13 protein-coding genes are annotated in these 15,589 nt (G+C 68.3%); 6 read left to right on the top strand and 7 right to left on the bottom strand.

Annotation, left to right across the window (positions count from 1 at the left end; genetic code table 11):
- Positions 1–49 precede the first annotated feature (49 nt).
- The gene (locus tag EEB19_RS09680; protein WP_187585591.1) at positions 50–493 is read left to right on the top strand and encodes a hypothetical protein; all 444 of its coding nucleotides are present in this window, start codon (positions 50–52) and stop codon (positions 491–493) included.
- 31 nt (positions 494–524) lie between these two features.
- Positions 525–824, top strand: coding sequence for a hypothetical protein (locus tag EEB19_RS09675; protein WP_187585589.1), 300 nt, complete (start codon positions 525–527; stop codon positions 822–824).
- An 18-nt stretch (positions 825–842) separates the two neighbouring features.
- Here EEB19_RS09675 and EEB19_RS09670 read toward each other — a convergent pair whose 3' ends face one another.
- From EEB19_RS09670 to EEB19_RS09655, 4 genes are all read right to left on the bottom strand, one after another.
- Positions 843–2,396, bottom strand: coding sequence for an HNH endonuclease signature motif containing protein (locus EEB19_RS09670; protein WP_262365545.1), 1,554 nt, complete (start codon positions 2,394–2,396; stop codon positions 843–845).
- Between the two features lie 155 nt (positions 2,397–2,551).
- A complete protein-coding gene (locus EEB19_RS09665; protein WP_187585584.1) occupies positions 2,552–5,854 on the bottom strand; it encodes a BTAD domain-containing putative transcriptional regulator in 3,303 nt (1,100 codons plus the stop codon).
- 152 nt (positions 5,855–6,006) lie between these two features.
- Positions 6,007–6,255 (bottom strand): hypothetical protein, encoded by a 249-nt coding sequence (locus EEB19_RS09660; RefSeq protein ID WP_187585582.1) that lies wholly within the window; start codon positions 6,253–6,255, stop codon positions 6,007–6,009.
- A gap of 354 nt (positions 6,256–6,609) precedes the next feature.
- The gene (locus tag EEB19_RS09655) at positions 6,610–7,422 is read right to left on the bottom strand and encodes a class I SAM-dependent methyltransferase (RefSeq protein WP_187585580.1); all 813 of its coding nucleotides are present in this window, start codon (positions 7,420–7,422) and stop codon (positions 6,610–6,612) included.
- A 205-nt stretch (positions 7,423–7,627) separates the two neighbouring features.
- On the opposite strand from EEB19_RS09655, the gene EEB19_RS09650 reads away from it, so the two are divergent.
- From EEB19_RS09650 to EEB19_RS09640, 3 genes are read left to right on the top strand one after another with little or no spacing between them, the layout of a single operon-like run.
- Entirely contained in the window at positions 7,628–9,223 is a 1,596-nt protein-coding gene (locus EEB19_RS09650; protein ID WP_187585578.1) for an aldehyde dehydrogenase (NADP(+)), read from the top strand.
- The gene (locus tag EEB19_RS09645; RefSeq protein ID WP_262365544.1) at positions 9,132–10,193 is read left to right on the top strand and encodes a 5-dehydro-4-deoxyglucarate dehydratase; all 1,062 of its coding nucleotides are present in this window, start codon (positions 9,132–9,134) and stop codon (positions 10,191–10,193) included. The genes EEB19_RS09650 and EEB19_RS09645 overlap by 92 nt, the downstream gene beginning before the upstream one ends.
- Positions 10,194–10,198: 5 nt before the next feature.
- Positions 10,199–11,500, top strand: a complete 1,302-nt coding sequence (locus EEB19_RS09640) for a glucarate dehydratase family protein (RefSeq protein ID WP_187585574.1) — start codon at positions 10,199–10,201, stop codon at positions 11,498–11,500.
- Positions 11,501–11,693: 193 nt separating this feature from the next.
- Here the strand turns inward: EEB19_RS09640 and EEB19_RS09635 are convergent, their stop codons facing one another.
- Positions 11,694–12,929, bottom strand: coding sequence for an APC family permease (locus EEB19_RS09635; protein ID WP_262365543.1), 1,236 nt, complete (start codon positions 12,927–12,929; stop codon positions 11,694–11,696).
- Positions 12,930–13,046: 117 nt separating this feature from the next.
- Here EEB19_RS09635 and EEB19_RS09630 point away from each other — a divergent pair, with 117 nt between their 5' ends.
- Positions 13,047–13,940 (top strand): LysR substrate-binding domain-containing protein, encoded by an 894-nt coding sequence (locus tag EEB19_RS09630; protein WP_187585570.1) that lies wholly within the window; start codon positions 13,047–13,049, stop codon positions 13,938–13,940.
- Here the strand turns inward: EEB19_RS09630 and EEB19_RS09625 are convergent, their stop codons facing one another.
- A complete protein-coding gene (locus EEB19_RS09625; RefSeq protein ID WP_187585568.1) occupies positions 13,941–14,336 on the bottom strand; it encodes a universal stress protein in 396 nt (131 codons plus the stop codon).
- Positions 14,336–15,385: a 2-hydroxyacid dehydrogenase gene (locus tag EEB19_RS09620; RefSeq protein WP_187585566.1), complete on the bottom strand. Its 1,050-nt coding sequence runs from the start codon at positions 15,383–15,385 to the stop codon at positions 14,336–14,338. The genes EEB19_RS09625 and EEB19_RS09620 overlap by 1 nt, the downstream gene beginning before the upstream one ends.
- Between the last annotated feature and the right edge of the window lie 204 nt (positions 15,386–15,589).

Raw genomic sequence — 15,589 nt, 5'->3', positions numbered from 1 at the left:
GTACTCCATCCTTGACCTCAAGTGAACATGAGGTTCTACCGTCGGGCCCATGACCAGAGAAATGCAGCCGCCACTGCGGCAACCCATCGGGTTCTGGACGGTTCGTGCTGGTGAGGCGATCGGACGGCGAACCCGATCTCGCCTGGCCGATGTCGGCGTCGCGCAGCCCGAATGGTGGGTGTTGCATCAGCTGTCGCTGCATCCGGCCGGCCTCGATGACGACACGATGATCGCGACGGTCGGACCCAACGCCGGCGACGGCACGATCCTCGAGGCCATCGACAGCGCCCTCGGGAAGCGATGGATCGAACGGCGCGGCGGGCGTCTCCGGTGGACGGAGATGGGACGAGCGCAGTTCGAGGTCGCGGCCGGCGTGCAACGTGAGCTGGAGGCCGAGCGCCGTCAGGGCATCTCCGACGACGAGTACGAGACCACCATCCGGGTCCTGCAACGCACCATCGCCAACGTTGGCGGCGACGCCTGGCACTGGTGAACGCCCAACACGCGGTGGCAGGCTGAGGTGCATGGCAGCGGACACGACAAGCGGTGTCGAGCACACCGACGACGGCCGCCACATCGTCGTCGACGGGCGGATGTGGCGGGCGACCGATCCGTTGATCCCCGAGGGGCGACGGGCCGAGTTGGTGTCGATCCTGATGGCGTGGCGTCGCGAGGTCCGGCGGACGCACGGTGCTCGCGCATCGCGCGACGGTGTGCAGGCGGCGAAGGTGGCGCTCGGCGAACGCGGGACGCCCTGGTGGGAGCAATCGGAGGATGAACGGCGGGCGCGGTGGGAGACTCCCGTCGAGTCGCCGGAGAGTTGAGGGTGTCAGAGTTCGGTGTCAGAAGTTCGGTGGACTCCCTCCGTTGTTGCGCTTTCGGTTTCGAGAACGCTCGGACCGGCGCCGGGCGTGCTTGTCCGCCACCCGGGTGCGGCTGCGGGTGGGACGCTCGTCGGTGTGGCGCTTCGGACGTGGTCGATCTGAGACGGTGAACCGGATTCGGCGTAGTCCCGGGAAGAGATCCTCGTTGGTCTCGGCCTCGCCGGGTATCACGTAGCCCTCCGGCGTGATGAATTCGGTGACCAGACGTCCGCCGTCGTCGCGGTACTGATCGTCGAGCCAGTCGCCGAACGTCTTCAACAGGTGTCCGGGCCGGCATTTCGCGTTCAGATTCTCCGACATCGTCGGACCTCCGCGACCCGGATCCTCGTGGTCGTACTCGTGCACGTGGTCGAGGTCGCAGCCGAAAGCGCTCTTCTCGCAGCCGGGTTCGACACAGATGCCGTCCCGGACGCGCACGAACGTGTCCAGCGCGGTCGACGGGCGGTACGGGTCGGCGCCATGAGCGGACAGCGTGAACGTGCCATCCGGATTCTGCGGCGTGCCCGGTGGGACCAGATAGGACAGTTTCGTGTCGGGGCGGGCGGCGATGTCACGTACGTGTTCGTCCGAGATCACGCCGTGCCCGTCGAGGTATCCGGGGTTGTCGGCCGTTCCGGCGATCGTCGATTCGTCGGCGACGACGTGGATGATGATCGTCGCATCGACCGGCGGTGTCGTCGTCGGCTCGGGGATGACCGCTGTGCAGTCCCCACGCCCGCACTGACATTCGAATGCCGTGCCGGACATCAGCGCGAATGCTGCATCCGACATCCGCTGCGGTTTCGTCCGGTCGTCGTGTTCGCAGACGCAGTCTGCCAGCGCGGTGATACTCGCATGCGCGATGCGGATGTTCTCGGCGGACATCGTGGCGGTGATCTCGGCGACGCCGTCGCCGCGCGACTCCGTCCATACGCTGCGGTCGGCCAGCGCTGCCTTGCGGCGGTCACGTACACCGTTGGGATCGCGGCGGAAGATGATGCGATCGGCCATGTTTCGCAGCGCACGCTTGGACCAGGTGCCGGTGCGAGTCCGCAGGCGCTCGGCGATCTCGGCGTCCACGAGCGGGGCATACGCCTGGCCGTCGATGAGGTCGGTACTGGCGATGAGCACCTGCGCTTGCCAGGGCGCGATCAATCCGTCGCGGAGACACTCGAAGGTCTCCGGCAGACGATCGCGGAGGGCGATGGCCTCGGTGAGGAGCTTCTCGGCGTGGTGACGAGAGATGCAGCGCAACTTCGCGATCCGGGCCGCGCAGTCGGCGAAGCCGTCGACGACGAATCCGTCGGTGTCGGTACGGGCGGTGACCAGGCGGTCGTGCATGACTGCTGCCGACTGATAGTCGCAGTAGGCGAGGTACGAGCGGCCGGCGTCGATGGCGCGCAAACCGTCGAGCAGGTCGTTCATCGGCTGGTCGAATGCCTCATCGGGATCGATGCCACCGACGAACTCGGACGGCAGATCACGCCACGACACCGACGGCGGCGGCGTAGCGGACGAAGCAGGTGAGGACACCACGAACCTTCCAGAGCATGCGGACACGGTCGCAGGAGCACCATCATCGTCAGCATTTCTCTGGTCGAACCCGCCGGAGCGGAGCCGGTAACTCGTCATCTCGTCCTGGTGCCCATCAAGCTACGACACCCCACCGACAAGAATGTTCGCGCAGGTCAGCGGGTCGATTCCCCGTCGATGACCGCCAGCCCGCGCTGGATGGTCAGATCCACATCGGCGGCGATCTGCCGGTGTCTCTCGGCGGCCCCGGTATCACCGATCAACTCGGCCATCTCGGCGAGGACCACATCCATCGGGCCGAACGCCACGCTCGCGGAATTGAGGCCGGCCACCGTCCCCGACCACGGCAGCAGGATCTCGTACAGTTCGGCGGCGGCGTCGGTCATGCCGAGCCGCGCGAGTGCTCTGGCGTGGAACACCTCGAGGGCGGTCCAGTAGTAGTCGCGGCTGACGTAAGGCCGTGATTCGGCGATCGCCCGGGCCTCGTCGTCTCTCCCGGCGTCGAGGAGGGCGACCACGTGCACCCACGCGATGGAGTGGGGGGCCTGGGTGAACAGGGTCTCGGTGAGATCGACGAGGCCGCCGATCGAGCCGCGGACCCACCCCACCGACAGTTGGCCGATCAGGACGAATTCACTGCCCGACGGCAGCCCGGAGGCGGTGAGTTGTTGTCCGAGATAGGTGTACGCGTGCTCGGCGCGGTCCAGATTGCCGCGCATCAACTCCAAGACCGCGTTGAACGACGACAGCACGACGACCAGCTCGCCCAGCCGTCCGCCGGACGCGCACTCCATCGCCCTGTTCATCTCGTCGACCGCACCCGGGAGGTCGTTCTGCTCGGCACGCAACATGAACTGGTAGAAACGGGCCGCCGCCTCGTACTCCAGGCTGTTCGCGGCTTGGGCCGCCGCGAGGAACTCGCCGGCGATGCGTGGATGCTCATCGCGCAGGTCCGGGCCCAGCGAGGTGAATGCGCGCGCGTTCATTGCGGCGCAGCGCAACTCGGGGTCGTCGTACTGCGTGGCGATCTCGACCGCCTCACGCGCACATTCGAGGGCGAATCGGTCCTGATTTCCCTCGAACTCGAAGACGGCCGTCAACAGCAGCCTGGCCCGGTCCGCCCCGGTCGAGTCCGCAAGCGCCTCCACCAGGGCCCGGGTCATGACCTCGTCCGCGACGCCCTTCTGCCGGGTGGTCCAGATCGTCGGTGTCCGCCAACAGGTGAGAGCCGCCTGGATGACCTGACGATCACCGATGCTCTGTGCCAGCCGCAGCGCCTGGGCACGACGAGTGCGCGCCGCCGTGATGTCACCGCGGTGGGCCATGGCGGTCACGAGCTCGCACAATGCGTGCACCATCGCGACCCTGTCCTCCGGCGATGCGCTCTGGCGGTCGTGTCCCGCGAGGTCGTGGAGGTCGACGGCGTGCTGCCACAGCGCGGCGGAGTCCGCGGCGAGTTCGGACTCCGAACGCAACCGGGCCGATTCGGTGACGATATCGATGGCCTGCTCGGCGGTGGACCCCGACGCGCCCAGCGCGGCGTGGACGGCCAGGACGTCGCCCGGAGCGTCACCGATCGACCGGAGATATTCCAATGTGCGCCAATGAAACCGCCGCCGCCGCAACGTCGGGATGCTGTCGTAGACGGCGTCCCGCATGAGTACGTGATTGAACCAGACCCGATCGCCCTCCGTGCTGAGAAGGCCGGCAACGGTGGCGGTGTCGATGGCGTCCAGGACGGCGTCCTCCGCGCTCGCCTCGTCGGGCCACAGGGCTACCACGGTGTCCACGTCGGCGCTGCGCCCGGAGACGGCGATGAGGCGCAACACCGACAGCGTGTCGTCGGGCAGTCTCTCGACACGGCGTAGCAGGACTTCGCGTACACCGTTCGGCACCGCCGTCTCGGCATCGCGAGCGCCGCGTGAGGCGACCAACTTCGCGAGTTCCCGTACGAACAGCGGGTTTCCGTCGGTACGCGAGCGCAGGAGTTCGAGTGTCGCGTCGTCGACCGGATCGAGCCCGACCTCTGCGGCCAGGGCTCGGATGCCGTCGTCGGAAAGTCCTGCCAGAGCGAGGATGTCGGCTGTCGACGAGATCAGTGATGCACCGGTCGCCATGAGTTCGGTGCCGGCCTCCGACGGCCGGTAGGTGGCGACCACCAGCACCGGTCGGTCGGCGAGCCATGCCACCATCTGGCGCAGGACCTGCAGGGTCGCGCTGTCGGCGCGGTGCACGTCGTCGAGGGCCACGACGGTCCCCGCACTGCCGGTCGGACCGGACTCGCAGGCCGCACGGATCTGGCGTGCGATGAGGAACGGATCGTCGAGTTCGTTGTCGCCGCCGAGTTCGCCGACGATCTCGCGCCACGGCCAGGCGGTCGGGGCACCCTCGACCTCGGGGCAGTGGCCGATGGCGGCGGCCCACCCGGCGGCCCGGAGTCGGCTGACGAACAACTGGGTGATCGTCGACTTGCCGCCGCCGGCCTCGGCGGTGATCCACACGACGCGAAGCCCGGTGTGCACCACCGTGTCGGCGTGGGCGAGCAGCTTCTCGATCTCGAGCTCGCGGCCGGCGAGTTCGCGGTCGACGGAGCCTGCGGTGATGGGCGCCGACGACGCAGCTGTCGGCGGAGCCGTGGTAGCTGCAGGAGCCGTGGGGGTCGTGACGCCCGCGGTGTCGAGTCGAAGGGCTGGATCCTGCTGCAGGATGGCGGCTTCGAGTTCTCGAACCGGCGGCGACGGGTCGACACCGAGTTCGTCGGCGAGGTATTCGCGCACGGTGCGTAGCGTCTGCAGGGCATCCGCCTGGCGACCGAGCCGGTATTGGGCGAGCGCGACGAGGCGGAACAGCTCTTCCCGCGCGGGGTGTCGCTCACACGGTCCGGTGAGCGTCGACACCACCTCGGCGGCTCGGTCCAGGGCGAGCGCGGCTGCGGCACGCTGTTCGACCGCGGTCAGGTAGAGCTCATTGCAGCGCACCACCTCCGCGCGCGCCCAGTCGTCGGTCGCGTGCGGGCCGAACGGCTCTCCCTGCCACAGCGCGAGGGCGGCGCCCAACTGTGCGTAGCGGTGGTCGGGAGCGCCGTCGGCAGTGGAGATCAAGTCCTCGAAGCGCCAGAGGTCGACGGCCGCCCGGGGCAGCCGCAGGGCGTACCCGGGCGCCTCGCTGACGAGGATGCGGGCGGGTGTCCGAGGCGGACGGTTCGGCTCCAGGATGCGACGCAGATTCGAGATGTGGACCTGCAGGCCACCGAGGGCCTTCGGCGGTGGCTCACCGTTCCACAGATCGTCGATGAGGCGGTCGGTGGAGACGACATGGCCGTCGGCGGCGACGAGTCGAGCCAGCACGGCGCGCTCGCGGCGCGACTTGATGTCGGCGGGCCGGTCACCGATCTCCGCACGGGCAGTGCCCGACATGGTCACGGTGACAGAGGGCGTCGTCGGGACGTCAGACGACATCTCTCACGCTCCTCGAACCGGCCGAATCGTTGACGTGAGGATAGCTGTTGGGCCGGTGACCTCGCGCGTCGTTCGGTTGGCGGATCGCCGACGGTGCGAGAGGTGAGAAGGCGTCGCGTTCCACGGCATGTTCGCGATGGAGGGCCGCCAGGTCATATCTCCGATGCGTCGACGGTGAACTGTACGAACAACGGGTCCGTCACCGTCCTTGCAGGCAGGCCCGGCTCGACGTCGACGAAAGAGGCGATACCGGGCATCGCCTCGCGGACCAGATGCACGCGGACGACCTCGCCCCGTACCGCCCGACGAGGCAGGCCGTCGCCACCCCTGATCGTCAGCTCCGGCGCCGCCAGGTCGATCGAGAGCTGTTGTCCCGGCCCGGGGACGGTGTCACCGAACACAGCTGGCGGTCCGGTGAGAATCAGGGTGCGAGCGGCTATCTCGCGTCTCACGCGGAGTGCGGCAACGTCGTCCGGGTTCAGTTCCGTGATGGTCGTGATGGCGAGGCCGACGACCGCGCCGGTGACCGAACGGATCTCGTCGGCGCCGGAGGCCTCTGCGGACGAGTCCGCGAATCGCTCGACGGTCCCACACGAGGGGAGCCGGCGCCGTGAACTGGTGGTCGCCGTCGGCGGGGAATGCGACCAGCTGACCGCTTGTCTGCGCGCCCACTGCCGGAGTCGTTCCGCAGCAGCCGTATTCCCAGTCGGCGACGTGTGCGTGGATTGTGGCGTCGGAGGTCTCGGCCCAGACGGTCACGCCGCCACCGTCCGAAACAGGTTCAGTTTGTAGGTGCGCACGGGCGGAAACCACCGCAACGCGCGCATGCCGTAGCGGTGGCGGCGTGGCCACGTGCGCGCGACGGCGGGTTGTGGAGTGGCGAACGTGCGTGAATCGAGGAACTCGAGCCCCAACTGTTCCAGCTCGGCCGGATCATCGCAGATCCACTGCATCCGAGCCGGAACCTGCCGGAAAACGGGGTTGCGGTCCTGGGAGTTCATCATCAGCGCGCCACCGGTGTCGAAGGCGATCGGGGTCGACGGAAACGCCTGTGCCAGTTCACTCAAAGCACCGTGCACCTGTGCTTCGGGGAAATAGAGCAGGACCGCCTCGCTCACCAGGAACACCGGACCCGACCGTTCCCGCACCCGGTCGTGCCAGGTCGACGAGAACACGGAGTCGGCGATCATCGTGTACCGGTTGGTGTCCTCGAAAAACCGTCCACGCAACGCCATCGTGTCGTCGACGTCGAGGTCGAACCACCGTAACCGTCCGTTGTCGAGACGGTCGAACCGGGTGGACAGGCCGCAGCCGAGGTCGACGACGGTGCCGTCGGGATGCTGTCGGAGGAAGTCGCGGATGTATCCGTCGATGATGGACGCCCGCAACACCGCGCCGCCCAGCGACGGCCCGGTGAACTTCGTGAAGTCGTAGTCGATGTCCTTCACCAGCTGCACCGCCATGTCGTCGCGCAGAATGCTGTGCGACGACCGTGCATCGCGGGCCCGCCCGTACAAAGGGATGAGCAGCGTTTCCTGCACCTCGCCCAGAGACACCTCTTCGGCCATGCGACAAACCGTAGTCAAGCGTCGCCTGAAGGGGTAGGCCTCCAGCTGCATCCATTCAGACACGGCATCGATGACAACTCAATTTGACTTGGACATGTATGGATGCACGGTCCTACGGTCAGAACATGGCTCAGGTCACGTCGAGTGATCCCCGACGTGATCCGAGCCGCTCCACCACACACGCCGATTCGAGGGATGGACGCCGATGACGACCGCGCAGCGTACCGAAACACTGACCGGACAGATGATCATCGCCGGTGACCACGTCACAGGTACCGGGACCGCCGTGCATGCGATCAACCCGGCCACCGACCAGCGACTGCAGCCGGCATACGCGCACGGCACCGCCGACGACGTGGCACGCGCAACCGCGGCGGCGGCCGACGCGTTCGGTGTCTACCGGTCGACGTCGTCGGCCGACCGCGCGGCATTCCTGACTGCGATCGCCGACAACCTCGACGCCGACGTGGACGCTCTCGTGGACCGCGCCACCGCCGAGACCGGGCTGCCGGTTGCCCGCATCACCGGCGAGGTCGGCCGGACGTCCGGCCAGCTGCGGCTGTTCGCCGGAGTCCTGCGCGAGGGGAGCTGGAACGGTGCGCGCATCGATCCCGCCCGACCGGAACGGACACCGTTGCCACGAGCCGACATCCGGCAGCGCAGGATCCCGCTCGGTCCGGTCGCCGTGTTCGGCGCCAGCAACTTCCCGCTCGCCTTCTCCGTCGCCGGCGGTGACACCGCGTCGGCACTCGCCGCCGGTTGCCCCGTCGTCGTCAAGGCGCACGACGCCCACCCCGGAACGTCCGAACTCGTCGGCCGTGCGATCACCGACGCCGTCGCCTCGACCGGTATGCCTGCCGGCACCTTCTCGTTGTTGTACGGCAGCGGGCGCGAACTGGGTATCGCGCTCGTCACCGACCCGAACATCAAAGCCGTCGGTTTCACCGGTTCCCGTTCCGGCGGAACGGCACTCGTCCGTGCCGCCGCCGCCCGTCCGGAACCGATCCCGGTCTACGCCGAGATGAGCTCGATCAACCCCGTCTATCCGCTCGAAGGCGCACTGCGCGCCAAGGCGGCCGACCTCGGCAAGGCCTTCGTCGGCTCGCTGACGATGGGCTCCGGCCAGTTCTGCACCAATCCGGGACTCGTCATCGCCGTCGACGGTCCCGACCTCGACACGTTCATCGCCGCCGCCGCCGACGCCGTCGCGGCCTCGAACCCCACCCCGATGCTCACCCCGAACATCGCGCAGTCCTACGCACACGGCGTCGACGAGTTCGACGGTGCCGCAACCGTCGTCGCAAGGGGTGCGGACACGTCCGAGCCGAACGCCTGCCGCGCCGCGCTCTTCAGCACCGACGCCGACACCTTCCTCGGATCGGAAACGTTGCAGCAGGAGATCTTCGGGTCGTCGAGCCTCGTCGTCAAGTGCCGGGATCGTGAGCAGGTCCGCGAGGTCACCGCGAAGCTCGAGGGGCAGTTGACCGCCACCGTCCACGCCGACGACACCGACCATGCCGACGCCGGCGCCCTGCTGGAGCTGCTCGAGCTGAAGGCGGGCCGCATCCTGTTCAACGGCTGGCCCACCGGCGTCGAGGTCGGACACGCGATGGTGCACGGCGGGCCGTACCCGGCGACCTCCGACAGCCGCACCACGAGCGTCGGTTCGCTCGCCATCGAGCGGTTCCTGCGCCCGGTCGCTTACCAGGATGTACCGCCGACCCTGCTGCCGTCGGCCATCGCCGACGGCAATCCCGAACACATCTGGCGCCGCGTCGACGGCGAACTCACCCGCGACTGACCACCACCCCCACCCTCGTTCCAAGGAGTCCCTCATGCTCAACGGCGTCCTGTTCTTCCCCGTCACCCCCTTCGACAGCAGCGGCGAGGTCGACTACCAGCGTCTGGCCGAACACATCGATCGCGGCGTCGCGGCCGGACCGGGTGGCGTCTTCGTCGCCTGCGGCACCGGGGAGTTCCACGCGCTGGGCCTCGAGGAGTTCGGCAAGATCGTGCGGTGCGCGGTCGAGGTCGTCGGCGGACGGGTGCCGGTGTTCGCCGGTGCGGGCGGCTCGCTCGTGCAGGCACGCGAGTTCGCGGTCAGCGCCAAGGCCAATGGCGCCGACGGCATCCTGCTGCTCCCGCCCTATCTCGTCACCATGCCGCCCGCCGGTCTGGCCGAGTACACCCGGTCGGTCGCCGCGGCCACCGATCTGCCGCTCATCGTCTACAACCGCGGCAACGCCGTGTTCGACGAGGCGTCGGCGGTCGAGGTGTCGAAGCTGCCGACTGTGATCGGATTCAAGGACGGCACAGGCGATCTGGACAACGTTGCACGCATCGTCATCGCGGTCAAGGCGGCGCTGGCCGACTCCGGCAAGGAATTCCTGTTCTTCAACGGGCTGCCCACCGCAGAGATCACCCAGCAGGCCTACCGTGCCATCGGCGTCATCCTCTACTCGTCGGCGACCTTCGCGTTCGCCCCGGAACTCGCGCTCGCGTTCTACAACTCACTCGAGACCGACAACACCGAGCTCACCGAGGCACTGCTGCGCGACTTCTTCCACCCGCTGGTCCGCCTGCGCAACAAGGTGCCCGGGTACGCGGTCGCGCTGGTGAAGCACGGGGTCACCATGGAGGGCATCGAGGCGGGTCCGGTGCGCGCACCGCTCGTGCAGCCGACGCCCGAGCACGCTGCGGAACTCGAGCGGATCACCGCCGCCGGACGCGCCGTGCTCGCGGGGTCGCTCGCCGCGAACGCCGCAGTCTGATGAGCATGAACCGCACTGCCACAGCCGGTACGCCGGCGACGATCACGAACGTGACCGTCACCCCGGTCGCCTTCGTCGACCCGCCGCTGCTGAACACCGTCGGCGTGCATCAGCCGTACGCGCTGCGGGCGATCATCCAGATCGAGACCGACTCGGGTCTGCGGGGTCTCGGCGAGACATACGCCGACACCGCGCACATCACGCGCATGGAGGCCGCTGCCGACGCCATTGTCGGGCTGGATGCGTTCGCGCTCAACCGTATTCGTGAGGTGATCGATCAGCGCATCGCCACGCTGTCGGTGACCGGGGGTGACGGTGTCGCCGGGATGATCACCACCGCCAGCACGACCGATCGGGTGTTCTCGCCGTTCGAGGTCGCCTGCCTGGACATTCAGGGCAAGGCGCTGGGCCGACCGGTCAGCGACCTCCTCGGCGGCAGCGTCCGCGACCGGGTGCCGTTCAGCGCGTATCTGTTCTACAAGTGGGCCGGCCACCCCGGTGCCGCAGGCAGTATCGGCCGCGCCGACGAGTGGGGTGAGGCCATCGATCCGGCCGGACTGATCCGCCAGGCCCACCGGATGATCGACGAGTACGGCTTCACCGCCATCAAACTCAAGGGCGGTGTGTTCGCACCCGACGAGGAGGTCGCGGCGATCAAGGCGTTGCACGCCGAGTTCCCCGACGTGCCGCTGCGGCTCGACCCGAACGCGGCGTGGACCGTGGACACCTCGGTGCGCGTGGCCGCCGAGCTGGACGGCATCGTCGAGTACCTGGAGGACCCGACACCCGGCCTCGACGGCATGGCGGAGTTGGCTGCCGAGGCGAAGATGCCCCTGGCCACCAACATGTGCGTCGTCGCGTTCGATCACCTGAAGCCCGCGGTGCTCAAGAACTCCGTCTCTGTCGTCCTGTCGGATCACCACTACTGGGGTGGGCTGCAACGCTCCCGGCTGCTCGGCGGTATCTGTGAGACGTTCGGGATGGGTCTGTCGATGCACTCCAACTCCCACCTCGGGATCAGTCTGGCAGCGATGGTGCATCTGGCTTCGGCCACGCCGAACCTGACCTATGCCTGCGACACCCACTGGCCGTGGAAGACCGAGGACGTCGTCAAGCCGGGTGCGCTGAGATTCGTCGATGGTGCCGTTCCCGTGCCGACCGGACCGGGTCTGGGCGTCGAACTCGACGAGGCGGCCCTCGAGCGGTTGCACCAGCAGTACCTCGACTGCGGTATCCGCGATCGCGACGACACCGGCTACATGCAGTCGATCGACCCGACGTTCATCAACTCGAGCCCGCGGTGGTGAACTGACTGCGCGGTTCCGGATGCCCCCCGGGAAGTGCGCCCTTGGACGTGCGCACCCGGATAAGCGCCCCGGAAATGCACCCTCTGTAGAGGGGTCGTCAACGATATGTCGATGGCTGCTCTGCAGTGGGTGCTTTTCCGGGGCGCTTTTCAGGGGAGGGGGTAGCGGAAGACCAGCCCGCGGTGGTGAGCGGTCACCGCCGCCGCACCAGATACACCGTCGCCCCGACCGCGACCACCACGCTGCCCGCGATGACCGATCCGACGGGCAGGGTGACGGCGAGGACGACGCAGCCGACCAGACCGACCGTGGTGAGCACCCGCGACGGTCGGCCCTCGGCGCGACTCAACGTCGCGGCGGACGCATTGGCGATGGCGTAGTACAGCAGGACACCGAACGACGAGAAGCCGATCACCGCACGCACATCCACGGCAGCCGCGACCACGGACACCAGCGCCCCGACCACGAATTCGGCATGATGCGGCACGCGGTGCGTCGGATGGACCGCGGCGAGCCACCGCGGAAGATGACCGTCACGAGCCATGGCCAGGGTCGTCCTCGAGACGCCCAGCAACAGTGCGAGCAACGACCCGACGGCGGCGACCGCGGCCCCCACCTGCACCACCGGAGCCAGGCCCGGTGCACCGGCCGCGCGCACCGTGTCGACGAGAGGCGCTGCCGCAGAGGCCAGGTCACGTGGTCCGAGCACGCCGAGAGTTGCGAAAGCGATCACCACGTACACCAACAGCGCGATACCCAGCGCCAGCGGGATCGCCCGCCGGATGGTGCGGGCGGGATCGCTGACCTCCTCGCCCAGGGTGGCGATGCGGGCGTAGCCGGCGAACGCGAAGAACAGCAGACCCGCCGATTGCAGCACGCCGTACACCGTCGCGTCGTCACCGATCGCGAGGCTCTGCGGGATGTCCCATGGCGACGTGAACGCGACGGTCGCGACGGCGGCGAGCACCACCAGCACCACCGCGACGATCAGTCGTGTTGTCAGGGCCGACTTCTCGATGCCGCGATAGTTGACGGCGGTGACCGCCGCGACGGCGCCGACGGCGACCAGGCGCGCCTGATCCGGCCACACGTACATCCCGACTGTGAGCGCCATTGCTGCGCACGATGCGGTCTTGCCGACGACGAAACACCAGCCCGCCAGATATCCCCACAACTCGCCGAGGCGCTCGCGCCCGTACACGTAGGTGCCGCCGGAGACGGGATACCGGGCGGCCAGCCGTGCTGACGACGTCGCGTTGCAGAACGCGATGATCGCGGCGATTGCCAACCCGATGAGTAGACCACTGCCTCCGGCCGCCGCAGCAGGTGCGAGCACCGCGAACACTCCGGTGCCGATCATTGATCCGAGCCCGACCAGCACAGCGTCGCCGAGACCGAGCCGCCGCCGCAATTCCGGTTCTCCGGTCACGCGACCACGGTAGGCCATCTGGTGCGTTGAGCAGGGGGTCGACCGGAGATCGCCGGTCCGCTAGCGTGATCCACACGATGCCGCAGATCGCGGTGTCGTGATGCCGAAAGTGGATCGATGTTCTCCCTGTCGCGTCTCTCGTGCTTCATCGCGGTCGCCGAGGAACTGCACTTCGGCCGGGCGGCCGAACGTCTGCACATGACCCAGCCGCCGCTGAGCCGCCAGATCCAGCAACTCGAGCACGAACTCGGGGTGCAGCTCATCGAGCGCAGTAGCCGCGCGGTGTCGCTCACCGCCGCGGGTACGGCGTTCCTGCCCGACGCCCGACGCATCGTCGCCCTGGCCGAGGGCGCGGCGCTCACCGTGCGTCGCGTGCCGGCCGGTGACCTGGGCACTGTCAACATCGGCTTCACCGGGGCGTCGGCGCGGGCCGTGCTGCCGCGACTCATGCAGTCCGCCCGCGAGAAGCTCCCCGACGTCCGGCTGGTGCTGCGGGAGATGGTGACGTCGGCGCAGGTGGAGGCACTGGCCGGTGGCGACCTCGATCTCGGCATCGTGCGTCCGCCGATCTCGCGGCCGGGCATCAACTCGCGGGCGCTGCATCATGAACGTCTCGTGGCCGCGCTGCCGGCCGACCACGAGCTCGCCGACGTCGAACACCTGGCCATCGAGGACTTCGACGGCCAGGCGGTGATCATGTACTCGCCGACCGACGCACGCTATTTCAACGAGCTGCTGATCAGCACGTTCACCGCGGTGGGGGCGTCGCCGCGTTACGTCCAGTACGTCACGCAGGTGCACACGATGCTGGTGCTGGTGCACTCCGGGCTGGGCATCGCGCTGGTGCCGGAGTCGGCGATGACGATGCATCCGGACGGAGTCGTGTTCAAGGAGGTCACCGCAATCCGCGACCGCCCGGTGCAGATGAATGTGGCGTGGCGTGCCGACAACCCGAACCCGGCGTTGGCACGTTTGATGAAAGACGTTCTGCCGGAGCGAGAATGGATCTGATCAGACAGCGGCCCGCACCGGCGGCTTGACGGCCACCACCGGGCACTGCGCATCCAGTAGCACGCGCTGGACCACGCTGCCCGTCAACAGCTTGCCGACCGGCGAGCGCCGCTTCTGGCCGATCACCAGCAGTTCGACGTCATCGGCATACGAGGCGTCGATCAGCTGATCGGCGTGCGACAGGCTCGAATCGTTCTCGACGACACGGTAGGCGACGTCGCCGGCATCGGCCGTCTCGCGGGCGGTCTCGAGATCGACGAGGAACTCCGGCGACGACGCGCTGTCACCGTCGGCAACCACGACGACCTCGGTCGCCCGCATCCGCGCCTCGGCGAAGCCGAACGGCAGCGCGCCGCGTCCCTCGGGGGTGGCCAGATAGCTCAGTACGACGCTCATCACGCGCCCTTTCCGTGATCGGGGCGCCCCTGCGGTGCGGGAGCGATCACCGGCGTGACCAGGCTGCCGGTGCGCAGGTAGCTGTCGAGGTTGGTGAGGGTGAGTTCTTCCATCGCGGCCCGCGTCTCGACGGTGCCACTGGCGAGGTGGGGGAGCAGGACGACGTTGTCCATCTCCAGCAGTGCGGCCGGGACCTCGGGCTCGTGGGCGAACACGTCGAGCCCGGCTCCGGCCAGGCGATCGGTCTGCAGGAGTTCGACGAGGGCGTCCTCGTCGACGACACTGCCGCGGGCGACGTTGATCAGGAAACCGTTGGACCCCAAAGCTTCCAGGACCTCGCGATCGACCAGGTGGCGGGTGCCGGAGCCACCTGCGGCGGCGACGATGAGTACGTCGACACTCGCTGCGAGCTCGGCCGGCGACGACGCGTAACGATACGACGACCCCTCGACGACCCGGCGGTTGTGATAGGCGATCCGGCATCCGAAGGCGGTCAGACGGTCGGCGATGGCCGACCCGATGCGGCCGAGTCCGAGGATGCCGACGCTCGCCCCGGACACTTTGCGGGTCAGCGGGACATTGCCCTCGACCGGCCACCGGCCGGCGCGGACGTAGCGGTCGGCGAACGCGAAGCCGCGCATGGTGTCGAGGAGCAGTCCCACGGCGGTGTCGGCGACGCAATCGGTGAGCACGTCTGGCGTGTTGCTGACACCGATGCCGAGTTCGGCGGCACGCTCGACGTCGGTGGTGTCGTAGCCGACGCCGAAGTGCACGATCGCGCCCAGGTTGGGCAGCGCCGCCATGAGCTCGGCGTCCACGCCGGTCCGGCCGGACGTGACGACCGCGGTGATCGCGTCCGCGTTGTCGGTGAGGAACGCCGCGCGGGCGTCGCCGTCGGGCAGACGGACCGCGCCATAGCCGTCGGCGAGGCGGTCCTCGAGCGAGGGCTTCAGGGGACCCACGCGCAACACGGCGCCGGACGGGGTCGGAACATCTTGCCCGACAACGTCATCGGATGACGCCGTGGTGTCGGCGAGGCTGCTGCTCATCGGTCCTCCTCGACCTCGGAAGAACACACGGGTCCTCCCGCGGTTGATTCCACGGTAGGAGGACCCGCGAATACCTGTCCAACACGCAAATAACATGGATCGATACCCAAACTGTATGGAGGTCGCGGTCTCGATTCGACAAGTGAACCCGGCGTCGTGGGAACCGACAGGTCAGGGGTGGTTTCGGTGGGCGAGTGGTGTCGG

Source organism: Gordonia sp. OPL2, from assembly GCF_003797825.1.
Lineage (GTDB): Bacteria > Actinomycetota > Actinomycetes > Mycobacteriales > Mycobacteriaceae > Gordonia.
This window is presented reverse-complemented; position numbering and strand designations above follow the sequence as displayed.